The organism is Salibaculum sp. (genome assembly GCF_035270045.1).
Classification (GTDB): domain Bacteria; phylum Pseudomonadota; class Alphaproteobacteria; order Rhodobacterales; family Rhodobacteraceae; genus Salibaculum.
Map to the genome: position 1 here is coordinate 1 of NZ_DATFIP010000049.1, position 20,336 is coordinate 20,336.

The window sequence follows — 20,336 nt, forward strand, 5'->3', positions numbered from 1 at the left end:
CGAATGCCGGCCATGCCGATGGATTATACCCGCGAATGGGCCAGCCTGCCGGCGGGCTTCGTGGTCTCGGACGATCATTCTCAGGCGCTCCTGCGCGACTGGGGCGTCCCGGAGGAGAGGATTTCCCGGGGCAGCCTCGAGATCCTGGCCGATGAAGATACGCCGATTGAAGGGGCCGCAATGGCCACGCCGGATTCGACTTGTGCGCTCATCTTGCTGGACAACCGTTGGGTCAGCGCGCCGATGATCGAACAGATCCTTTCTGCCCTGCCTGGTTCGGCCACACCGCTGCTGGTTCGTGCGCACCCCCTTACGCCGCTTTCTGCCCAGCCCGAAGTTACCCGCGCACTTGAAGGCCGCGACTGGCAGGACGTGACCGGCGTGCTCATGCGCCGCGTGGTGCACCGCGACCGGACGCTCGCTTTTTCGCCCTGTTCGGGTGTCGGGGTGGATGCGGTGCGCTGCGGGGCGGCACTGGTCTGGATGCCCTACCTTTCATCGAACTCGCCCGCCCATGCCGATGCCATCGCCTCGACCGGGCGGGTCGCCGACGGCGCAGCCGATCTGCCCCGACACGTTGCCCTGCTGGCGGACGAAACGGCACTGGCACAAGCGGCGCGTGCCGACCGGGAGGCGCTCCGCGCAACCCTGTCTCCGACGCGCACACCGCTGACCAATGCTGTACGCGCGCAGATTGCGGCGCGGCGCGGCTAAGCCTATACCGATCCAGTGAGGGATGCCCCCGAACCGGAGATCACCATGAGAATCGCCCACAGGGACATCGGCCCCGGCCATCCACCGCTTGTTATCGCAGAGATCGGCATCAACCATGGCGGCGACCTGGAGGTAGCCAAGCGCATGGTTGCCCTTGCCGCTGCGGCGGGTTGTGAATGCGTCAAGCACCAGACCCACGTCGTCCAGGACGAGATGACCGAGGAGGCGAAGGCGATCTTTCCGCCCAATGCCGACGTCTCGATCTGGGAGGTCATGGCGCGCTGTGCCCTGTCGGAGGAGGAGGAGGCCGCTCTCAAAGCCCATGCCGAGGGATTGGGGCTGATCTATATCTCGACGCCTTTCTCTCGCGCCGCCGCCGACCGACTTGACACGCTGGACGTGCCTGCCTTCAAGATCGGCTCGGGCGAGGCGGACAACCTTCCGCTGATCCGCCACATCGCGGCCAAGGGGCGCCCGGTCATCATGTCGACCGGGATGCAGAGCATCGACAGCGTACGCACCAGCGTCGAGATCCTGGATGCAGCGGGGGTGGACTATGCGCTGCTGGAATGCACGAACCTTTACCCCAGCCCGCCCGAGATCGTCTCGCTGCGAGGAATAACCGAGTTGCGGGCCGCCTTTCCCCGCGCTGTAGTGGGGTTTTCCGATCATTCCATCGGCCCGGAAATGGCGCTGGCGAGCGTGGCACTGGGCGCCTGCGTGCTGGAACGGCACTTCACCGACACGCGCTACCGTGCGGGGCCCGATATAAGCTGCTCCATGGACCCTGGCGAACTGCGCCTGCTGGTGGATCGCGCGCGCGAAATCTGGGTGGCCGCCAACAACGCAAAGGAACGCACCGGCCCAGAGGAGGATGTCTATCGCTTCGCCCGTGCAAGCGTCGTAGCCGAGGCCGACCTGCCGGCGGGCCATGTCATCGCCGAAGGCGACATCTGGGCTCGCCGCCCCGGATCAGGCGAAATCCCCGGGTTCGACTTCGACAAGGTGGTCGGCAAGCGCCTGGCCCGTGCTGTCACCCGCAACCAGCAGCTGGCATGGGCCGACCTGGAATGACCGACAGCCGGCGCCTCCTGTTCGTCACCGGCACGCGGGCCGATTTCGGCAAGCTGGAGCCCCTCGCGCGCGCCGCGCGCGATGCCGGGCACGATGTTACATTCTTCGTGACGGGCATGCACATGCTGGAACGCTACGGCATGACAAAGCTCGAGGTGCACCGGATGGACGGGGTGTCGGTGCACGAATTCCTCAACCAGCGGATCGAGGATGCGCAGGACACGGTGCTGGCCAAGACGGTCACCGGGTTTTCGGACTATGTTGCCGAACACCGCCCCGACCTGGTCGCGGTGCATGGTGACAGGGTCGAGGCGCTGGCCTGCGCGCTGGTCTGCGCCACCAATTACATCCGCTGCGCCCATGTCGAGGGCGGCGAGGTCTCGGGCACCATCGACGAGCTGTTTCGCCACTGCAACACCAAGCTGGCCAGCCATCATTTCGTCAGTTCCGAGCGCGCGGCGCAGCGCGTCATGGCGCTTGGCGAAGCGCGTGCGACGATCCATGTGATAGGCTCTCCCGAGCTCGATTTCCACGCCGCACCCTCGGGTGTCACGCTTGACGCGGTGCGCGCGCGCTACGAGATCCCCTTTGCCGACTACGGCATCTGCACCTTCCATCCCGTCACTTCGGAACAGGACAGCATGGGTGCGCAGGCGGCGGCCTTCTTCGCGGCACTCGAGGCGTCAGGGAAACCCTTCGTGGTGATCCTGCCCAATAACGACCCCGGTGCCGAAGCGATTCTCGACACGATCCGCACCCTGCCGCGCGAGCGGTTCCGCGTGCTGCCCTCGATGCGGTTCTCGCATTTTTCCGAACTCATGAAGAACGCCGCCTGTATCGTCGGGAATTCCTCGGCCGGGGTGCGCGAGGCCCCTTTCCTGGGCGTGGCGAGCCTCGACGTGGGCACACGGCAGACCAACCGCGCGGACAGTGGTTCTATCCACGCCTGTCCGGCGCAGGATGCCGGCGCCATCGCCGGGTTCCTATTGCGCGAATGGGGCCGTCGACATCCGCCCGATGCCGGTTTCGGGGAGGGATGCGCGGCGGACCGGTTCGCCACAGTACTCGCCGATCCCGGGTTCTGGGACCGGCCCTTGCAAAAGACCTTTCACGACATGGACCCGCCTGCGGGGGGGGACGATCATGGCTGAGTCAGGACGCGAGACATTGGCCCTCGTGCCGCTAAGGGCGGGGTCCAAGGGCCTGCCGGGCAAGAACACCAGGGAGCTTGCGGGAAAACCGCTCTGGCGGCATGCGGTGGACCAGGCCCGCGCGGCCGGGATCGCCCGCGTGCTGGTCTCGACAGATATCGGTTCGCTGCTCTCGGCTCCACCGGAGCAGGACTTGCAACTTTGCCCGCGCCCGGCGGCGCTCGCCGGGGACACCGTTCCGATGGACGCGGTTCTGCGCCATGTCCTGGCCCATGACGTGACCGGCCCCGCGACGATCGTGCTGTTACAGGCGACCTCACCGCTGCGCAGGCCCGCCGATATCACCGCAGCGCTGGAGCTGCATGTGCAGGGCGACTTCGACCTGGTGCTCAGCGCCACCCGTGCCGATTCTGGAGTGCTCAAATGGGGCAAGGTCGATGGCGCGGCATTCGTGCCGCTTTCGGACCCGGCCCATTGCTTTGCCAACCGCGCCGAGTTGCCACCGGTCTATCGCCCCAACGGCGCGGTCTATGTCTTCGATGCCGGCTGGTTCCGCAGCTCTGGGACGCTGGCAGGAGGGCGCATCGGCATGGTCGAGATGCCCCCCGAACGCGCGGCGGACATCGACAACAGCGAGGACTTCGCAGCAGTAGAGTCGCGGCTGCGTGACACCGGCGGCGACCCGGCATGAGCGGACTGCATCCCAACCTCTTCGTCGTCGGCGCGATGAAAGCGGGGACCACGGCCCTGCACGGCTATCTCGACCAGCACCCCGAGATCTTCATGAGCGACCCCAAGGAACCGGGCTTTTTCGCGCGCGCGGACCGCACGGATGCGGCGCGCGAGGCCTATCTCGCGCTTTTCGCCGACGGGGCCGGGGCGCGCTATCGCGGCGAGTCGAGCACCCAGTACACCAAGGCCCCGGCCATCGCGGGCGTGCCTGACCGGCTGGCGCGCTTCGCCCCCCAGGCGCATATCCTCTACATGGTGCGCGAGCCAGCGGCGCGGGTCATCAGTCAGTACCTGTTCAACATCCGCATCCACGGCGAGCAACGCCCACTTTGCCAGGCCGTCCGCGCCGACCCGCGCTATCGGCAGATCGGCGACTACGAGGGCCAGATCAGGCCCTATCTGGATCGCTTCGGCGCAGACCGCGTGCACATCCTGAGCGCCGAACGGCTGAGCACCGACCGGCAGGCGGTGATGGACGAGATTTTCGACTGGCTTGGCCTGGCGCCTGCGCCCCTGGCACAGGAGTTGCGCAAGAACACCTCCATCGACGGGGTCCGCCGCCACGGACGCCTGACCGCCTGGGCGCTTCGGGCCGAGATCGAGCCGCTGCGGCGGCTGGTCAAGCGGATCGGGGCCGAGGGACTGGCACGGCGCGCCTGGGCCCGGTTCAATCCGCCCGCGCCTGCTCCTGTCAGGCCGGAGGAAATCACTGAACTGCGCGCCATGCTGGCCGAGGAAACCAATCGCCAACAGGCAGCACTCGCGCCCTTGATGGGGGCTCGAACCCCGGATTGGAGCAGCACCGATGGCTGAGCGTGGCCAGTTGGTCGTTCATGCCGGGATGCACAAGACCGGCTCGACCGCGATACAGGAGGTCTTTGGCGCGCGCGCCGTCGCCGGCGTGGACCACCCGGGCGGACCGCGCAGCAACCTGTCGGACACGGTGCTGCTTCTGTTCGCCGAGGGGCCATTGCTGGAAAAGTTCCACGCCGCGCGTGTGCCGCATCTGTCACGCCGCGCGCTGATGCGCCAGCGCGCCCGGGAAGAGACTCGGCTGACCGCTCGGCTGGCGCGCGCCCGGGCGCCGATCTTCCTGTTCTCCGCCGAGGATATTGCCGCACCGGATTTCGACGTCGCGGCCACGGCGCGCATGGCCGATTTTTTGGATCGGTCCGGTCGTAGAATCGATGTCCGGGCCTATGTCCGCGCTCCCATCTCTTTCATGCAAAGCGCGTTCCAGCAGCGGGTGAAACAGGACAAGCCCGGGGCGGCGGATCTGGATGCCCGAACACTCTGGCCCTGTTATCGTGCCCGCTTCGAGAAGCTGGACACCGTCTTCGGCCGCGACCGTGTGCACCTGCGTGCCTTCGATCCTTCTGGGTTCCCAGGGGGAGACGTGGTGGCCGATTTCGCCGCATGGCTGGGCGTCACCCTGCCAGAGGCCGCACCCCTGCGCGCCAATGACGGGCTGAGCCGCGAGGCCATGGCGGTGGCCTGGTGCCGGCTGGCCGATCGGCTGGGGGCCGATTACCCCGACGCAGCGCGCGCCGCGCATTTCCGAGCCACACCCGCACGCGCGCTGACAGGGTTCGGGCAGGGGCGCTTTGCCTTCTCCGAAGAGTTCCTCGGACCCGCGCTGGAGGCGCATCGCGCCGATCTCAACTGGATGGAGACCCGGCTCGGTCGCGCTCTGCCCGACCGCGCCCCACCCGCCGAGGGACTGGCCGGGGTCGCGGATTTCGAGGCCATCTCCGAAGACGTCCGCGCGGCCCTCGCCGCGCATCTCGACACCCTGCCGCCACCGCCCTCGGGCATGCGACGGGCATTGGCCCGCGTTAGGCGGCAGGTGCGGCAGGGTCTTGGCCTGAGGGGGCGGGCATGACAGACAGACGCAGGCCTAGCCCGGCCCGAGGCGGAGACGGATTTAAGGGATGAATTTTCGATCTTACAGCGATCTGGTTGCCCTGGTGCGGCGCAAGATCCAGCAATTGCCGCATGACATCGACCTGGTGGTGCACGTGCCCCGCTCGGGCATCATCCCGGCCGCGCAGATCGCGCTGCAGCGCAACCTGCCGATCCTGTCGCTTGACGAATACCTGGCCGGGGCGGACGACGCAGCACGGTTCAGCGCCCGCGCGCGGCGCGACGTTGGCGGCACGGGCCGCGTGCTGGTGGTGGACGACAGTGTCGGCGACGGCGGCGCGCTGGAGCGTGTGCGCGCGGCCCTGGCCGCCCATCCCGACGCCGGGCGCCGCCCGGTGTCCTTCCTGGCGATTTACTGGTCAGGCGTCGAGGTCGAGGGGCTAGATTACTGGTTCGAAAAGCTGCCGCGCCCCCGCCTGTTCGAGTGGAATGCGCTGCACCATGAGGGCGTGTCGAATTTCTGCGTCGATATCGACGGAGTGCTATGCCGCGACCCGGAACGTGCCGAGAATGACGATGGCCCGGCCTATGCCCGGTTCCTGCAGAATGCCGACCTCCTGGTAACCCCGACCCACGAAATCGGCTGGCTGATCTCCAACCGGCTGGAAAAATACCGTGCGCAGACCGAGGACTGGCTGGCGCGGCACGGCATCCGCTATCGCGAGCTGATCCTGCTCGATGGGGTCAGCGCCGAAACCCGGAGGCGCGCCGGGGCACATGGCTGGTTCAAGGGGCGCGCCTATCGCGAGCTGAATGCCGAGCTTTTCATCGAAAGCGAGCCCTTCCAAGCCCGCGACATCGCGCAGATCGCGGTCAAACCTGTGCTGTGCACGGAGAACTGGTCTCTCTACCGGCCGGACATGAACCGCTTGGATCAACATGTCATCCATGCGCGTGGGCTGGCGCGCCGGGCGGGGCGGGCGCTGCGCCGCAGGCTGGGGCGCTGAGATGACGCGCCCGCGCATCCTGGCGGTGTCGCATGAATCGCTGCTCTACGGGGCGCCGCGCAGCCTGACGATGATCTGCGCCCATCTTCAGCATGAAGGGCTGGCGCGCATTCGGATGCTGACCTTCGGAGCGGGTGACATGGTGGACCACGCGCAGGACCAGGGGCTCGACATCAACGTGCTGGACGCCTGCGACCGCATTCCCGACCCCACGCGCCGGGCGCTGGCCTTCCGGCTGGAGCAGGCCTGGCTTCGCGTGCAGCGGCGGCTTTGCGCACTGAGGATTTTCCTGCGGCTGATCTGCGCGATGCGTGGCGTGGATCTTGTGTATGTCAACACGGTTCTGCGCGCCGCCCCGATCTGGGCCGCCAAGGCGATGCGCCGCCCGGTAGTGATCCATGTACGCGAGGCCGAGAACTACCTGAAACCGGACAGCCCATGGCGCCGCTGGCGGTTGCGGCGGATACTGGGCAGCGCGGCAAGGGTGATCTGTGTCTCCGAGGCGGTACGCAGGCTGGTGCTGGCAGTACCCCGCACCGGGCTTGACCCCTCGCAAGTGGTGAGCGTTCACAATGGTATCGACGCCGCCCGCTTTGCCCCGAAAACACCCGATCGCCCCGCCTTTCGTGCCGCGCATGGCATTCCCGTGAGCGCACCTGTCGCTTGTTTCGTTGGCAACATGCGCCCGCGCAAGGGGCTTGATCTGTTCCTGCGCGCGGCAGCCGCCCTGAGGGAGGAAATGCCAGAGGCGCATTTCATCGTCGCTGGCGGCACCGAGGCCGATATCGTGGAGGCACGGCGCACGTTCGTGTCCGAGGACCTCGCCCCTGCGGTCCATTTCCTGGGGTTTGTCGAGGACGTTCGCCCGGTACTCTGGGGGGCGGATGTTTTCGCGATGCTTTCGCGGGTCGAACCCTTCGCGCGGGTCAACCTCGAGGCCTCGGCGGCGGGCTGTGCGGTGCTGGCCACAGCCGTTGACGGGAATGTCGAGATTTTCGAGGACGGGGTGAATGCACGGGTGATCCCGCCCGACGACCTGACCGCCACCATCGACGGACTGGGTCATCTGATGGGCGATGCCGCGCTACGCGGGCGGCTGGCCGAGGCAGCGCGTGCGCGAGTGGTCGAGTCTTTTACCCTGCCCGCCTGCCATGACCGGGTGGCCGAGATCCTCATGGCGGAGGCGGCGCGATGACTGACCGACCATCGCTTGCCGTTGGCATCCCCACCTATTTCCGCAGCACGGACGTGGCACAGCTGGTGAACGGGCTAGCCGCCGCGGACCCGACGCTGCCCGTCACGGTGATTGACGACGGCCCGGACCCGGAAACGGCCCGGATCCTCGCGGGGCACGGCGACCAAGTGCGCTTGGTCCGGCATCAGACCAACCGCGGTTACGCGGCAAGCTTTGTCGAACTGATCGAAGGGTGCGGCACCGATTACCTGCTGGTCAGCGCCGACGATGATCTTTGCGACCCGACGGGCCTTGCCCGGGTGCGCAACATGCTGGCCGAGACCCCCCTTGATTTTGCCGCCACACAATACCTGGACCGCGATGGCGCGCTCAAGCGGGGCCGAGCCACGGCCGGGCCGTTGGCCCTGACAGAGGTCCGGGATGCCAGCGGTCACGCGCCCGGGTTGATCTACCGCGCGACGGCGGCGCGCGCCGCGCTGCCCTTCCTGCGCGCACGGCTCGAGGCCGGGTGCTACGCAGCGCGGCTCTATCCCCAGACAATGCTGGTCTACGTCATGGCCCTCAACGGGGGCGACTGCCGGTGGCTGCCCGCCGCCCCGATCACCGAGGGTGCGGCCCACGCGGCGGCCCTGTCCGATCTCGACGGGACCGCCTACAATTCCCCAGCTGGGCGGCTGCGCGAACAGGAGAGCTTCGCCGCGGCCTTCAAAGCCATGGCCGACGCGGTGCCCGCGACGGCCCAGGACGCGTTGGCGGCCATTGCCCGGCTGCATGATCAGGACGCTTATCGCCGCTTCATGCGGGCACTGAAGCTGCACCATCCTGACCTGGTCCAGACATGGATTCCCGGCAGCCTGTTCTATTGCCGCCGATCCCTGCCACGGCACATGCTGAACCTATTGGCCTTCGCACGGGCGCGACGCAAGGCGGAACGGACCCTGCGGGGGTGGCGGCAATGACCCTGCGCGATGACCTGAGCTGGGCCCGTACAGAGGCGCGGCGGGTGCGGCGGGTGGCCCGGCTGCGCCGCGCCCATGGCCTGCTGCCTTTCCAACTGGACGAGGCGCGCGCGCGCAAGACGTCGGACACGCTGATAGTTCTGGGTTCGGGCAGATCGATCTGCCGACTGAACGATGCCGACTGGCGCGACATCGACCGCGAGCACGACACGCTGGGATTGAACTTCTGGATGCTGCACCCATTCACCCCGACCTTCTACCAGTTCGAGGCCGGACCGACACCCGAACGCACCCGGCAATTCGAGGACTTCCTGGCCGAACGCGCCGCGCGGATGGCAAGCGTCATGATGATCTACAAGGACCTCGAACGCCACCAGCTGGACCTGTCGCGCCTGCCGCCCGAAACGGTGGCAAGCCTGCGGGTGCTCAACAAGGTCAACCTACCGATAGATGACGAGGCGCGGCTGTTGCGGATGCTCGCGCTGTGCCGCCGGATCGGATTGACGCGGCGCACGAGGCTGCTGCTCTTCGCGCGCGCCTCGATCGTTCAGGCCCTGAGCCTTGGCGCAGAGCTGGGCTATCGCCGGATCGTCCTGGCGGGGGTGGACCTCAACGATACGCGCTATTTCTGGGACGAGGACCCGGAATTGTCATGGTTCGGCAATGCCCAGCCCGGGACCGTCCACCGAACGATGGATCCAGCGGTCGGGTCAGTGCCGGTTGACCGCGTGGTCATGCTCATGCGCGACCATTGGCTGGACCCGGCGGGCATCGAGCTATTCTGCGGGCATGCCACCTCGGCGTTGCATCCCCGCCTGCCGGCCTTCTTCGGATGAGCGCGCCACGCGTCTCTGTCGTCGCACCCACGTTTCGCGACTGGCACCGTGCCGCCGCTCTGGTGCGCGCCCTGTTGGCCCAGACCATCACGGATTTCGAGATCCTGCTTGTCAACAACGCCCCCGACGATCCGCCCCCTGCGGATTTTCCAGCTGATCCGCGTTTGCGCATGCTGACCGAGGGCGCGCCCGGTTCCTATGCCGCGCGCAATCTTGGCGCACAGGCTGCGCGGGCGCCTTACCTGGCCTTCACCGACAGCGATTGCCGCCCCGATCCGGACTGGCTGGCGGGCTTTCTGGACTGCGCACAGGCGCACGACGGTCTGATCTCGGGGCGGGTCGAGATGTTCAGTGACGGCCGTCCCATGAACCGGCTGAACTGGGCGGAATCCTACGACTACTTCTTCGGCATCAACCAGGATATCTACGCCCGTGACGGCGTGGCCGCGACGGCGAGCCTGTTCGTGCCCCGCGCGCTGTTCCAGGCGGCAGGCGGCTTCGACGCCACGCTCATGTCCGGCGGTGACGTGGAGTTCTGTCGCCGCGCCGCCGGGTATTTCGCAGGCGAGGGCCCGGCGCTGGTGCATTGCCCGCTGGCGGTGCTAAGCCATCCGCTGCGCGCCGATCTGCCCACGCTTCTGGCCAAGGCTCGGCGCGTGGCCGGCGGCCGGGCGACCCGTGACGGCTGGCGCGCGCTGCCAGTCACGCTGGCGCCGCCGCTGATGCGGCTTCGCATCCTGGCCACGAAACCGGGGCCAGGCGGTGCAGCGAGGTTGCGTGCCGGGCTGCTGATCCCACGTATCAAGGCGCTGGAGATGGCCGAGACCCTCGGCATCCTCCTTCTGGGGCGCGCTCCGACGCGCTGAGGCGGTCACAGCCGCAGGTCGGCGGCCTCTTCCGGCAGGATATGCTTGAGGTCATACAGGACGTGTCCAGACTTGCCGAAGGCCCGGATTCCGTCGGCGCCGAGGAGCCGAAAACTGTCATGCGCCACGCAGAGCATGACACCGTCATAACTCCCCGCCGAGGGCACCGTGACGGGATCGAGCCCATATTCCGCGCGCGCCTCTTCCGGATCGACCCAAGGATCGTGCACATCCACCGAAACGCCGTAGTCACGCAGCTCGGCGATGACGTCAACCACGCGGGTGTTGCGCAGATCAGGGCAGTTCTCCTTGAAGGCCAGACCGAGGATCAGCACCCGCGCGCCGTCCACGGGCAGGCGGCGGCGCAGCATTGCCTTGACCATCTGCCCCGCGACGAAGGCGCCCATGCCATCGTTGATGCGTCGTCCGGCGAGGATGATCTCGGGGCGGTGGCCAATCTCTTCGGCCTTGTGGGTCAGATAGTAGGGATCGACACCGATACAGTGCCCGCCAACCAGGCCGGGGCGGAACGGCAGGAAATTCCACTTGGTGCCGGCTGCATCGAGCACCGCCTGGGTATCCAGCCCCATGCGGTTGAAGATCATCGCCAGTTCGTTGACCAGCGCGATATTGAGGTCACGCTGCGTGTTCTCGATCACCTTTGCGGCTTCGGCCACGCGGATGCTCTGGGCGCGATAGGTGCCCGCGGTGATGATCCCGGCGTAGAGTGCGTCGACCACTTCTGCCGCCTCGGGCGTTGACCCGGCGGTCACCTTGCGGATGTCGGGCAGGCGATGCGCGCGATCGCCGGGATTGATCCGTTCCGGGCTATAGCCGACGAAAAAGTCACGGTTGTACATCAGCCGCGAGACACCTTCCAGGACGGGCACGCAATCTTCCTCGGTCGCCCCCGGATAGACCGTGGATTCATAGATCACCAGGTCGCCGGGTTTCAGCGCCCTGCCCACGGTTTCGGAGGCGCGCATCAGAGGGCCCAGGTCGGGCCGCTTGTGCGCATCGATCGGGGTGGGAACCGTCACGATGAAGGTATCACAGTCACGCAGATCGGCCGGATCGCTGGTCAGATGCAGGCCGGGGGCCGCCGCCAACTCCTCGGAGGTGACCTCGCGGGTGTCATCCCGGCCCGCGCGCAGGGCCTCGATCCGCCCGGTGCCGATGTCAAAACCGGTGACTGGGCGGGCGTGCGCGAAAGCGACGGCCAGCGGCAGCCCCACGTAACCAAGTCCGATTACGGCGATACGGCGATCACGGGCCGGGTCGAGCGGGGCAATTTCTGGCACGAAGTATGGTCCATCCGAATTGGGAAAGATGACGCTGGGGGTCGAATAAGCGGAATTGGCAGGCCCGACAAGCCGCGACGCAACGCACGGCCGTTTCACCTGATGGCAAGCGGGTCGGGTGCAGATCGATAGGGCAACACCCGCCTGTCCGGCGGCGTCCGCAACCCATGGAGACCGACAGCATGCAGAACCCCTTCGAAAATCGCGCGCCCTCGCTCGAGGGCCCGGCCACGGATATCATGGCCGTCACGCCCGACAACACGTCCGATCTGCCCGAGGTGGCCACGGCCCTCTATGTCGAAACCGGCGGTAATCTGAGCCTGGTCACCGAGCGTGGCACGCAACGGCAGGTGGCCGTGGCAGATTTCACCTTCCTGCCCGTGGGCACGCGACGGGTGATGGCCAGCGGCACCACCGCGAGCGGGATTCACGCGCTGGTGGTGGGCTGATGACCTGGCTGGGATATGGTCCGCCCGGCCTGGCTCTGCACGCGCGCCCCGGCGCCGGAACCGGGTTCATCGGCGATGGCACCCCCCCACCCGCGTCGATGCCAGCCGCGACCGGCGGCACGATCACGGACATCACCGACCCGGACGACGGGCTGGACTACCGCGTGCATACCTTCACCGGGAACGGCACCTTCGAGGTCACGACCGGCGGGGACTTTGAATACCTGCTGATCGCTGGTGGCGGTGGTGGCGGGTCGGGCGACAGTCCGGCCTTTGCCGGTGGTGGTGGCGCTGGCGGCTGGCTGTCCGGCTCAACGACGCTGGCGACAGGCAGCAACACGATCACCGTGGGCGCTGGCGGTGCAGGGTCCACGAGTGCCGATGCGCAGGGCGCCAACGGGGCTGACACCACGGCGCTTGGCCTTACCGCCCTTGGCGGCGGCGGTGGTGGATCGAGGGGCAGCGGCTACCGTGAGGGGCTGTCGGGCGGATCGGGCGGCGGCAACGCAATTCCCGAGGGCGCGGGCGGCACCGGGGCACCGGGCACGGCGACGCAGCCCGGCTCGACGGACGGCGGCAGCGGGAACAGTGGCGGCGGCGCTTCTCCTGCGGGCAGCTACGGCAACGGTGGCGGTGGGGCCGGTCAGGAGGGCGAGGACTTCACCAGCCAGGTTCTCGGAACGCAAGGCGGCGACGGCCTGTCGTCCACCATAAGCGGCACGGCGACCTACTACGCGGGCGGCGGTGGCGGAGGGGGAGATGAACCCGGACCGGGCACCAGCGGCACCGATGAAAAGGGCTTCGGCGGTCTCGGCGGCGGCGGCGACGGCGGCAATCGCGACGGCACCGCCCCCACACCCGGCACGGCGAACACGGGCGGCGGTGGCGGTGGTTCGGGCCAGAACGACCCGGGCGGCGACGGCGGCTCGGGTATCGTCATCATCAGGTATCGGAGATAAACCATGCGTATCACCTACGACACGGCCACCGGGGACTTTGCCTTTGAGGACGGCACGATCCGCCCGTTCGGGGCCAGTATCGAAGCCCGTCTGGACCGCCACGGCGAGACCATCCACTTCGACGGGCTGGAATTCGGCCTGACGATCACCCGTGACGGCGGCGATCCCGAGACGCATACCTTCCCGCCGCCCGGCGTGACCTATCGCAGCACCGACCAGGACCTGCTGACGGTGGTGCCCGTGCGTTGGCGACCCGACGAGGTGATCACCGTCGAGGTCCGGATCACCACCTCGGGCCAGACGATGACCGGGCGGCATGGGCTGACCGTGCCACGCCCGCCCCGGCCCTATCCGTCCTGGGTATGGGACAGCACCCGATGGGCGGCGCCTGTGCCCGAACCTGACGATGGCGGCCTCTACCAGTGGGACGAGGCCGGGAAAAAATGGTCCGCCCTGCCGGACTGAACGCCTGTCCCGGGCGGACCAACGGGCCCGTCCGGGGACATGGTCACGACCGCATTTCCGCTTTCTGCGCGTCCAGCCAGTCCTCGCAGGCCCGGTAGAGTTCGAAATCCTGGGCATACCAGCGCCGCAGGTTTTCCTTGCCCTTGTCCGAGATCGGCGGAATGTCGGAATAATCATTCCTGTTGGATGCTGTCGATTGTGGCGGTGCGACGAGATCTTCAAGGGGGATGTCGTACCCTGCGCGCGCGAGGAAAATTTCGAGGTCCTCGTCGAAATTCTCCTGCCGGATGATCCAGACCGGTGGCGTTAGTTGCAGAAAATTACCGCGCAGATAGAACCAGTCGCTCTGATGCTGGGCGGTATGGCGTATCGAATTGATCGCGGCCCAGGCCTTCATGCCCAAATCGCCCTCGACGAAAAGACTTTCGGCAAGATCGTTCGCGTGTTCGAATTCCTGAAACGTGATCTCTTCATCGCTGGACCAGGGGACATTGAACGCCGGTCGGCCATGATTTTTCTGAGAGTAGAACCCGCTCTTGAATCGCGAAACAGGATCTCGCAGGCTAAAAAAATATTTCGCCTTGGGCGGCAGATGCTTAAGGAAGAAGTCGTGCGTATGGCTCACTATCGGTCGATTTGGTGATCCTTCACTGATTACTTCTGAAATGCGTTTGATCTGGGTCCCAGCGTTCTTCCCGATATGCAGAAAATGGATCTCGTTGGGTGGGAACCGCTTCGCCTTGACGATGTCGAAGCCCATGCGCCGGATCGTGCGCTTGAAGCCTTTCTTGATCGTGCTGCCCGTGGTCATCTTTCGTCCGCTCCATCGCCATTCAAAAACGGTCGCTCCGCACCCGGCGTTCCCGGCCGGTCACCAAGAAGGTGCGCAAACCTGTCTGCAAAGGCCCCCGGGCCGAATTCCCGTCGGTAACGTTCAAAGGCCGCGTCATCCACCCGCTCGGCTGCGGGCCGGGCCGCCTGGGCCAGCACCGCCTCGGCCATGGCGGCGGTGTCGAACCGCGCGAAGACATGGCCGACGTCACCGGCCTGGTAGCTGCCACCCGTCCCTTCGAAGCAGAATACGCTGCGCCGCATCGCCATTGTTTCGGACACCACAAGGCCGAACGCCTCGCTACGGCTTGTGAAGATGATACCGGATGACCGCCGGATAAGATCAAACGGCGGGGCCTTGGTCTTGGTGAAATGGAAATTTGCGGCCACGCCCTGCGCAACGATCTCGGGCACATCTTCCGGTCGTGGCACGTTCTTTCCGACCCAGCAGAAACGCAGCGAGGAATCCCGTTCAAGGCACCGCAGCGCCACATCGATAAACAGGTCGGTGCCCTTGCGGTGGGAATAGTTGCCGATATTGATAAAAAGGGGCGGATCTGCTGGCAATTCATCTTGGAATTCGTCGGGACGGATGCCCGGCGCAAACCCGATATTGCGAACCCCTTCAAGGCCGAAATGATCTTCCACGTCCCGGGCGGCCTGCGGGCTGATCGCGGCCTTGACGATATGTGGCAGGGTGACAAGACGCTCGGCGCGAGCCACCTGCCGTTGCCCGGCGGGCGACTGAGAGATCGCCTCGACCAAGTTGGTAATATTATAGCCGCAATTCACGTAGAGGAAGATGACCTGCGCACCGCGAATACGGGCAATCGCCTGAGCCAGCGCGTGTTTCCGGGGCGTTTTGTAGACGGTGGACGCACACATGACGACAACGAAATCCAGCCGCCTTGAAAACAGGGTCCAGAACACCAGCCCCCGGTCCGGCCGAGGCAGAAGGCGCCGTGTCGCATAGCGGAGCACGGACAAAGGCCGGCGCAGGCTCGACGACCCGTAGCCATTCCAGATCAGCCGGAACGTGATGCCCTTTTCGCGCAAGTCGTCTGCGGCGGCGACAAACGCTACTGCGTTCTTAGGAGCACCGGCCGTAACCAGACCGTGCCGTGCGCCAGACCTTTTCATTCGTGAAGTCCTTGAGGTTCTGCGCACGGCGGGCGGCACGCGAAGGAGAGCTTCTTGTTCGCAATCGGCCTTAGCACAGGCCCCGGAAAAGGTGCCACCGGTTTCTGGCCGCAGCGGTGGCTTGCCCGGCGGCAAGGGTTTGGGGTAGGGAACTTGGGCATTTCGGCGTTTACTCGCGGCCCGCCCCGGGCGACACCCCTTTAGAAAGCCCGCGGATGATCCATTTCTGTGTCGTTCATTGGAAAAATGCCTGCTGGATCAGGCGACAGTTGCGCCATATCGCGGCCTACACCAAGGGTAATTACCGTATCCTGTGCCTGCACACGGACCTCGACGGACCAATTCCCGAACACGATCACCTGGGTTTCTGCGAGGAGACGCAGATACGCGAACATGCGGTCAAGCTGGACATCCTTGGCTTCGAGGCCTGCCGGCAGGCGGACTCTGACGACGACATCCTCGTGTTCATCGACAGCGACGCCTTCCCGGTCGCCCCGTGGGAGGAAGCCTGCCTCTCGCAGCTTGACCGGCACGGGCTGGTCGCCGTTCAGCGACTGGAAAACCTTGGTGACTCGCAGCCGCATCCGTGCTTCTGCGTCACCACCGTCGGGTTCTGGCGCGGGATCGGCGGCACCTGGGCCTCGGGCCACAAGTGGCGGCGCACCAATGGCACTAAGATCAGCGATGTCGGTGGCAATCTTGCCAAGCACCTGGACCGCGCTGACGTGAACTGGAAACCGCTTCTGCGGTCGAACGCGCATGACCCACATCCGCTGTGGTTCGGGGTCTACGGCGACATCGTCTACCACCATGGCGCTGGCAGCCGGGGCCGCCTATCACATTTTGACAGGGATCGCATCGCGCGCTTGGTCCGGCGGGACCACCCGGTGCGCTTCACGGCTCAAGACCTGCTTTTGCGTCTTTCCGGGCGCAATCGGCTGACGCGCCTGCGCCGGGCCTTGCACCCCCGGGACCATGAAAACGCGTTGCTGGATGCCGAGGAGGCTCGGCTTACCACCCTGAGCGAGTCGATCGAAGCAGCAGCCGAGGACGGGTTGCTTACTCCTTCCATACTCGACGATATTCTGCGCGAGGCGACATGACCCCCGGATTCCCGGCCGGACTGGCCGCCTGCCCATCAAAGGATGACCATACGTGACCAATCTGCTGAGACGAGGAGTGCGCGCCCTGCGCCGCGACGGCGCGGGCGATCTTCTGGGCCGTCTCTGGCGGCGAACGGCCCGGCGGACCAGGCGTTTCTTCGACACGCACGTGCTGGGGCTTGCGCGGCGCATCGACCCCTATCTCTACCTGTCGCTCTACCGAAGGGTTCATGGCCATGACCGGGAAATCAACCGCCTGGTCGCAGACAACGCCCGCGAGATCGCTCAACGGGCCGGGTGTGCGGCCCGGCCACTCTTCATCGACTGCGGCGTCAACGAGGGGGTCATTCTCTCTCGCTACCGAAAGGCGCTGACCGGTTTCGACTTCGTCGGCTTCGAAATCCAGACGGACGTGATCGAACAGGCGCGAAAAGTGAACCCCGGGGTCGAACTACGCAACGAGGCGGTGGCAGCTGAGATCGGAGAGGTCGAGGTCTATCTTGTCGGCACGGCCCGGACGAACATGCGCGGCGGAACCTCGATCCTGCGCCCGCGGGGTCGCACGCCGCAACAGCCCAGTTACAAGGTGCCTGCCATCCGGTTCTCGGATTTCCTGGCCGAGAAGCGGCGCGAGGGCCACGACTTCATCACGGTGAAGATGGATATCGAGGGAGCGGAATACCAGATCATCGAGGACCTGCACCGAGTCTGGTCCGAAACCCGCGACCGACCGATCGATTACCTGATGATCGAGTTCCATCCTGCGCTGCTGGACGAACCCCGAGACAACGGGCGTTACGAAGCGCTGCTCGGCGAGATGGGCGCGCCCTACTCCACCTGGATCTGAGGTCGTCATGGCGCGCCCCCGCGAAAACGAACGGACAATCACGGTCGTTCATATCATCCCCTATGACGGGATCGGCGGGGTCGAGGTGGCCGCCCGCTCGCTTCCGGCGGGGGACCATCCCTCACCTCGGGGCGAGGTACGGGTGGTCAAGCTTTTCATATCGCGGCGCAGCGGCGACAAGGCAGAAGCGCCGCATGTCTGGACCGGACCGCGCGCCTCGGAATGGGCACCGGGAAACTACCTGAGGGCCGCGGCCGAGCTGTACCGTCGCCGTCCCGACCTGGTGATCGTGTCGCTGTGGCGGTCCTGCATCGTGGCACTGTTGGCCAAGATCGTGATGCCACGCCTGCGGCTCGTGGCCTTCCTGCACCTCGCGGAGGCGGTACACCTGCCCGACCGGCTGCTCAACGCGCTGGTGATGCGGTTGGCCACGGAAATCTGGGCCGATAGCGACAGCACGCTGGCCAGGCGGCTGCCGGCGCGGCTACGGCACAAGGGCCGGGTGATCTCGTTCCTGACCGAACGGCTGGAGCGGGCGACGCAAGGGCCCGTCGCGCCGCGCTTCGTCTTCTGGGGGCGGCTGCATCCCCAGAAAGGGCTGGACCGCGCGCTCGACATTTTCGCGGCGCTGGCCGCATCCCGGCCTGACGCGCGGTTCACCATCATCGGCCCAGACATGGGCAGCGAAACGGCTCTCAATGCGCAGGCCCGCGCCCTCGGGGTGACCGACATGGTGGTGTTCACCGGCCCGATGGACCGCGCGGCGATCTTCGCCCACGCTTCCGAACACCATTTCTACCTTCAACCGAGCCTGACCGAGGGCATGGCCATGTCGGTGGTCGAGGCGATGCAGCTGGGCCTGATCCCGGTGGTCGCTCCGGTCGGGGAAATCCCAGGTTATTGTCGTGACGGCGAGAATGCCCTGTTCGTGCCACGGGACGTGCACGCCGGGCAGGTCGCCGGGCGCATTGCCTCCCTTTTGGACGCCCCGGATCACGCCGAAAGCATGGCGCGGGCCGCGCGCGCGACCTGGGCCGAGCACGCACTTTACCGCGACGACATGCTGACGGCCTGTCATTCACTGCTGGGGCCAGACGGGGTGACACAGCGTTGAAGGCCTGCATCCTACCTGCTAATCACCCCGCATGGCTTGACCCCATGGAAGTCCAGGATCAGTGACAGTGACTTACAAGTGCAACTTGCTGATCCCCGGCGCCCCGAAGAGCGGCACCACCGCGCTGCACGCGGCGCTCGCCACCCATCCGCAAATCTGCATGAGCCGCCCCAAGGAACCGTGGTTCTTCTTCGGCGATAGGTTCGAGGGCGGCGCGGCGCGGCATAACGCCCTTTTCGCCCATGCCGAGGACGGCGTACGGGTCTTCGGCGAAAGCTCACAGGGCTATTTCGCCGATCCGCAGTCGACAAGCCGCATCGCCGAAAGCCTCGATACCCCGAAGATCATCTTGCTGCTGCGTCATCCTGTCGAGAGGGCGCTGTCGCAATACCGCTACGACGTGCGCCGCGGAATCGAGACCGACCCGTTGGAGGTGGCACTGCGGGAGCGTGGCGACGACCCCGTGCATGTCTGGGACGACCGGATCGGCTTTTACCGCAATCTGGGTGGCCATCTCGCCTTCTCGCGCTACACGCGCCTCGTGCCGGCATGGCAATCACGGTTCGGGGCCGACAACGTGCTGGTGCTGCGAACCGAGGACATGGCCGCCGACCGCGCGGCGGTGCTGGCGCGGTGCCACGCGTTTCTTGGATTGCCGGAAATCACCTCGGAAGCCATGGCGGAAACGCGCAACGCAACGGCCGATACTAGGCGCAAGGTCATGCCCGGCCCTGTGCGCGTTGCCGCCCGGCTGGTGCCCGGCGGCCTGAAAACCAGCCCTTTTTACCGGCGGATGCGCGACGGAATGCGGCGCGCGATGACGCCGCGCGCCCCTGACCGTCCAGGGACCGACGCGCTGCAGCGGATGACGCGGGCTCTCTCCGACGACATCGCCTTCCATGCTGGTCTAGCAGCCCGGGCGGATCACGATGCTCCCCGACAGGCAAAAGGCGCCCCGGCATGATCGTCTCGCACGACCACAAGCTGATATTTCTCAAACCTCAGAAGGTAGCTGGTACCTCCTTCGAGATCGCGCTGTCGCGCTATCTGGGCCGGCGCGACATCATCACGCCTGTAGCACCGGAAGACGAAGCCGTTCGGCGCAAGGCGGGCTTTCGCGGCGCACAACATCACGAGTTCACGCCCCGCGACCTGCTGCATCAGCGCAAGTACAAGGAGGTTGGCAAGGCCCTTCTGCGCCGCCGGATGCCGCGCAAATATTTTCACCACATCCCGGCCTCGGCGGTGAAGCGCCGCGTTGGCGATCAGATTTGGCACGACTACCTCAAGGTGTCGATCGTGCGGAACCCCTGGGATATCGTCGTCTCCAAGTTCTACTGGGACCAGGGGCGTGATGCGGATATCGCCGACCTGACCCGCTGGAGCATCGCCAACCCCGAATTTTTCGCCTTCAACCGGCGCATGTACCTGATCGACGAGGCGCCGGTGATCGACCATTTCCTGCGCTACGAGCATTTCCGCGACGACATCCTGGCCCTCGAAGACCGCCGCCCGGCGCTGGCCGGTCTGGCCGACACGCTCGCGGGCATCAAGGCCAAGGGCGCCAGCCGCAAGGCCGGAAGCCGCGACCTGCCCGCGATCTATGCGGATCATCCCAAGGTCGCCGCGCTGGTCGATGTGTTCTTCGAGTACGAGATCAACCGTTTCGGCTACACTCTCGATCCGGGGTGAGGCGAGCTTTGCGCCTCCGTGTCGCCCAAACGGATCTC

Annotated in this window: 22 protein-coding genes; 19 read left to right on the plus strand and 3 right to left on the minus strand. The window is 66.2% G+C overall.

The annotated features are described in order from the left end of the window. The 11 genes from VJ897_RS07790 to VJ897_RS07840 form a co-directional block, all read left to right on the plus strand. Nucleotides 1–714 (plus strand): hypothetical protein (locus VJ897_RS07790; RefSeq protein ID WP_324054814.1); only part of this gene is annotated, 714 nt, incomplete at its 5' end. A gap of 45 nt (nucleotides 715–759) precedes the next feature. Then, nucleotides 760–1,788: an N-acetylneuraminate synthase family protein gene (locus VJ897_RS07795; protein ID WP_324054816.1), complete on the plus strand. Its 1,029-nt coding sequence runs from the start codon at nucleotides 760–762 to the stop codon at nucleotides 1,786–1,788. After that, the gene (gene neuC / locus VJ897_RS07800) at nucleotides 1,785–2,939 is read left to right on the plus strand and encodes a UDP-N-acetylglucosamine 2-epimerase (protein WP_324054818.1); all 1,155 of its coding nucleotides are present in this window, start codon (nucleotides 1,785–1,787) and stop codon (nucleotides 2,937–2,939) included. The genes VJ897_RS07795 and neuC overlap by 4 nt, the downstream gene beginning before the upstream one ends. Then, a complete protein-coding gene (locus VJ897_RS07805; RefSeq protein ID WP_324054820.1) occupies nucleotides 2,932–3,630 on the plus strand; it encodes an acylneuraminate cytidylyltransferase family protein in 699 nt (232 codons plus the stop codon). Before neuC ends, VJ897_RS07805 begins: the two co-directional genes overlap by 8 nt. Beyond that, the gene (locus tag VJ897_RS07810; RefSeq protein WP_324054822.1) at nucleotides 3,627–4,484 is read left to right on the plus strand and encodes a sulfotransferase family protein; all 858 of its coding nucleotides are present in this window, start codon (nucleotides 3,627–3,629) and stop codon (nucleotides 4,482–4,484) included. The genes VJ897_RS07805 and VJ897_RS07810 overlap by 4 nt, the downstream gene beginning before the upstream one ends. Further along, the gene (locus VJ897_RS07815) at nucleotides 4,477–5,553 is read left to right on the plus strand and encodes a hypothetical protein (RefSeq protein ID WP_324054824.1); all 1,077 of its coding nucleotides are present in this window, start codon (nucleotides 4,477–4,479) and stop codon (nucleotides 5,551–5,553) included. The genes VJ897_RS07810 and VJ897_RS07815 overlap by 8 nt, the downstream gene beginning before the upstream one ends. A 49-nt stretch (nucleotides 5,554–5,602) precedes the next feature. Continuing rightward, nucleotides 5,603–6,541 carry a phosphoribosyltransferase gene (locus tag VJ897_RS07820; RefSeq protein WP_324054826.1) on the plus strand — a complete coding sequence of 313 codons (939 nt, stop codon included), beginning with the start codon at nucleotides 5,603–5,605 and terminating at the stop codon, nucleotides 6,539–6,541. After that, complete coding sequence (locus tag VJ897_RS07825; RefSeq protein WP_324054827.1) at nucleotides 6,474–7,736, plus strand: glycosyltransferase family 4 protein; 1,263 nt, start codon at nucleotides 6,474–6,476, stop codon at nucleotides 7,734–7,736. The genes VJ897_RS07820 and VJ897_RS07825 overlap by 68 nt, the downstream gene beginning before the upstream one ends. Then, entirely contained in the window at nucleotides 7,733–8,695 is a 963-nt protein-coding gene (locus tag VJ897_RS07830; RefSeq protein ID WP_324054830.1) for a glycosyltransferase family 2 protein, read from the plus strand. The genes VJ897_RS07825 and VJ897_RS07830 overlap by 4 nt, the downstream gene beginning before the upstream one ends. Then, nucleotides 8,692–9,531: a hypothetical protein gene (locus VJ897_RS07835; protein WP_324054832.1), complete on the plus strand. Its 840-nt coding sequence runs from the start codon at nucleotides 8,692–8,694 to the stop codon at nucleotides 9,529–9,531. Before VJ897_RS07830 ends, VJ897_RS07835 begins: the two co-directional genes overlap by 4 nt. Continuing rightward, nucleotides 9,528–10,397 carry a glycosyltransferase family 2 protein gene (locus VJ897_RS07840; RefSeq protein ID WP_324054834.1) on the plus strand — a complete coding sequence of 290 codons (870 nt, stop codon included), beginning with the start codon at nucleotides 9,528–9,530 and terminating at the stop codon, nucleotides 10,395–10,397. Before VJ897_RS07835 ends, VJ897_RS07840 begins: the two co-directional genes overlap by 4 nt. Before the next feature lie 5 nt (nucleotides 10,398–10,402). Here the strand turns inward: VJ897_RS07840 and tviB are convergent, their stop codons facing one another. Further along, nucleotides 10,403–11,698 carry a Vi polysaccharide biosynthesis UDP-N-acetylglucosamine C-6 dehydrogenase TviB gene (tviB, locus tag VJ897_RS07845; protein WP_414706708.1) on the minus strand — a complete coding sequence of 432 codons (1,296 nt, stop codon included), beginning with the start codon at nucleotides 11,696–11,698 and terminating at the stop codon, nucleotides 10,403–10,405. 167 nt (nucleotides 11,699–11,865) lie between these two features. Between tviB and VJ897_RS07850 the strand changes: the two genes are divergently transcribed. The 3 genes from VJ897_RS07850 to VJ897_RS07860 are packed head-to-tail and all read left to right on the plus strand — an operon-like array spanning nucleotide 11,866 to nucleotide 13,571. Beyond that, complete coding sequence (locus VJ897_RS07850; protein WP_324054837.1) at nucleotides 11,866–12,147, plus strand: spike base protein, RCAP_Rcc01079 family; 282 nt, start codon at nucleotides 11,866–11,868, stop codon at nucleotides 12,145–12,147. Beyond that, nucleotides 12,147–13,106, plus strand: a complete 960-nt coding sequence (locus VJ897_RS07855) for a glycine-rich domain-containing protein (RefSeq protein WP_324054840.1) — start codon at nucleotides 12,147–12,149, stop codon at nucleotides 13,104–13,106. The genes VJ897_RS07850 and VJ897_RS07855 overlap by 1 nt, the downstream gene beginning before the upstream one ends. 3 nt (nucleotides 13,107–13,109) lie before the next feature. Next, complete coding sequence (locus tag VJ897_RS07860) at nucleotides 13,110–13,571, plus strand: hypothetical protein (RefSeq protein WP_324054841.1); 462 nt, start codon at nucleotides 13,110–13,112, stop codon at nucleotides 13,569–13,571. 43 nt (nucleotides 13,572–13,614) lie between these two features. Here VJ897_RS07860 and VJ897_RS07865 read toward each other — a convergent pair whose 3' ends face one another. Together VJ897_RS07865 and VJ897_RS07870 are read right to left on the minus strand one after the other, a co-directional pair. Beyond that, nucleotides 13,615–14,382 carry a sulfotransferase family protein gene (locus tag VJ897_RS07865; protein WP_324054843.1) on the minus strand — a complete coding sequence of 256 codons (768 nt, stop codon included), beginning with the start codon at nucleotides 14,380–14,382 and terminating at the stop codon, nucleotides 13,615–13,617. Further along, a complete protein-coding gene (locus VJ897_RS07870; RefSeq protein WP_324054845.1) occupies nucleotides 14,379–15,677 on the minus strand; it encodes a glycosyltransferase family 4 protein in 1,299 nt (432 codons plus the stop codon). Before VJ897_RS07870 ends, VJ897_RS07865 begins: the two co-directional genes overlap by 4 nt. Nucleotides 15,678–15,757: 80 nt before the next feature. Between VJ897_RS07870 and VJ897_RS07875 the strand changes: the two genes are divergently transcribed. The 5 genes from VJ897_RS07875 to VJ897_RS07895 all read left to right on the plus strand — a co-directional run bounded on the left by VJ897_RS07875 (nucleotide 15,758) and on the right by VJ897_RS07895 (nucleotide 20,298). Further along, nucleotides 15,758–16,645 carry a hypothetical protein gene (locus tag VJ897_RS07875; protein WP_324054847.1) on the plus strand — a complete coding sequence of 296 codons (888 nt, stop codon included), beginning with the start codon at nucleotides 15,758–15,760 and terminating at the stop codon, nucleotides 16,643–16,645. Nucleotides 16,646–16,697: 52 nt separating this feature from the next. Then, the gene (locus VJ897_RS07880) at nucleotides 16,698–17,492 is read left to right on the plus strand and encodes an FkbM family methyltransferase (RefSeq protein WP_324054849.1); all 795 of its coding nucleotides are present in this window, start codon (nucleotides 16,698–16,700) and stop codon (nucleotides 17,490–17,492) included. 7 nt (nucleotides 17,493–17,499) lie between these two features. After that, complete coding sequence (locus tag VJ897_RS07885) at nucleotides 17,500–18,606, plus strand: glycosyltransferase family 4 protein (protein WP_324054851.1); 1,107 nt, start codon at nucleotides 17,500–17,502, stop codon at nucleotides 18,604–18,606. 67 nt (nucleotides 18,607–18,673) lie between these two features. Then, nucleotides 18,674–19,570 (plus strand): sulfotransferase family protein, encoded by an 897-nt coding sequence (locus VJ897_RS07890; RefSeq protein WP_324054852.1) that lies wholly within the window; start codon nucleotides 18,674–18,676, stop codon nucleotides 19,568–19,570. After that, complete coding sequence (locus VJ897_RS07895) at nucleotides 19,567–20,298, plus strand: hypothetical protein (RefSeq protein ID WP_324054853.1); 732 nt, start codon at nucleotides 19,567–19,569, stop codon at nucleotides 20,296–20,298. Before VJ897_RS07890 ends, VJ897_RS07895 begins: the two co-directional genes overlap by 4 nt. Nucleotides 20,299–20,336: the final 38 nt, after the last annotated feature.

Bases quoted from the DNA above. Each gene is read 5' to 3' on its own strand.
- VJ897_RS07815 (WP_324054824.1), top strand. From the start codon at position 4,477: ATGGCTGAGCGTGGCCAGTTGGTCGTTCATGCCGGGATGCACAAGACC.
- VJ897_RS07860 (WP_324054841.1), top strand. From the start codon at position 13,110: ATGCGTATCACCTACGACACGGCCACCGGGGACTTTGCCTTTGAGGAC.
- VJ897_RS07795 (WP_324054816.1), top strand. From the start codon at position 760: ATGAGAATCGCCCACAGGGACATCGGCCCCGGCCATCCACCGCTTGTT.
- VJ897_RS07875 (WP_324054847.1), top strand. From the start codon at position 15,758: ATGATCCATTTCTGTGTCGTTCATTGGAAAAATGCCTGCTGGATCAGG.
- VJ897_RS07805 (WP_324054820.1), top strand. From the start codon at position 2,932: ATGGCTGAGTCAGGACGCGAGACATTGGCCCTCGTGCCGCTAAGGGCG.
- VJ897_RS07835 (WP_324054832.1), top strand. From the start codon at position 8,692: ATGACCCTGCGCGATGACCTGAGCTGGGCCCGTACAGAGGCGCGGCGG.
- VJ897_RS07840 (WP_324054834.1), top strand. From the start codon at position 9,528: ATGAGCGCGCCACGCGTCTCTGTCGTCGCACCCACGTTTCGCGACTGG.
- neuC (WP_324054818.1), top strand. From the start codon at position 1,785: ATGACCGACAGCCGGCGCCTCCTGTTCGTCACCGGCACGCGGGCCGAT.
- VJ897_RS07820 (WP_324054826.1), top strand. From the start codon at position 5,603: ATGAATTTTCGATCTTACAGCGATCTGGTTGCCCTGGTGCGGCGCAAG.
- VJ897_RS07865 (WP_324054843.1), bottom strand. From the start codon at position 14,382: ATGACCACGGGCAGCACGATCAAGAAAGGCTTCAAGCGCACGATCCGG.
- VJ897_RS07895 (WP_324054853.1), top strand. From the start codon at position 19,567: ATGATCGTCTCGCACGACCACAAGCTGATATTTCTCAAACCTCAGAAG.
- VJ897_RS07885 (WP_324054851.1), top strand. From the start codon at position 17,500: ATGGCGCGCCCCCGCGAAAACGAACGGACAATCACGGTCGTTCATATC.
- VJ897_RS07830 (WP_324054830.1), top strand. From the start codon at position 7,733: ATGACTGACCGACCATCGCTTGCCGTTGGCATCCCCACCTATTTCCGC.
- VJ897_RS07810 (WP_324054822.1), top strand. From the start codon at position 3,627: ATGAGCGGACTGCATCCCAACCTCTTCGTCGTCGGCGCGATGAAAGCG.
- VJ897_RS07850 (WP_324054837.1), top strand. From the start codon at position 11,866: ATGGAGACCGACAGCATGCAGAACCCCTTCGAAAATCGCGCGCCCTCG.
- VJ897_RS07855 (WP_324054840.1), top strand. From the start codon at position 12,147: ATGACCTGGCTGGGATATGGTCCGCCCGGCCTGGCTCTGCACGCGCGC.
- VJ897_RS07825 (WP_324054827.1), top strand. From the start codon at position 6,474: ATGTCATCCATGCGCGTGGGCTGGCGCGCCGGGCGGGGCGGGCGCTGC.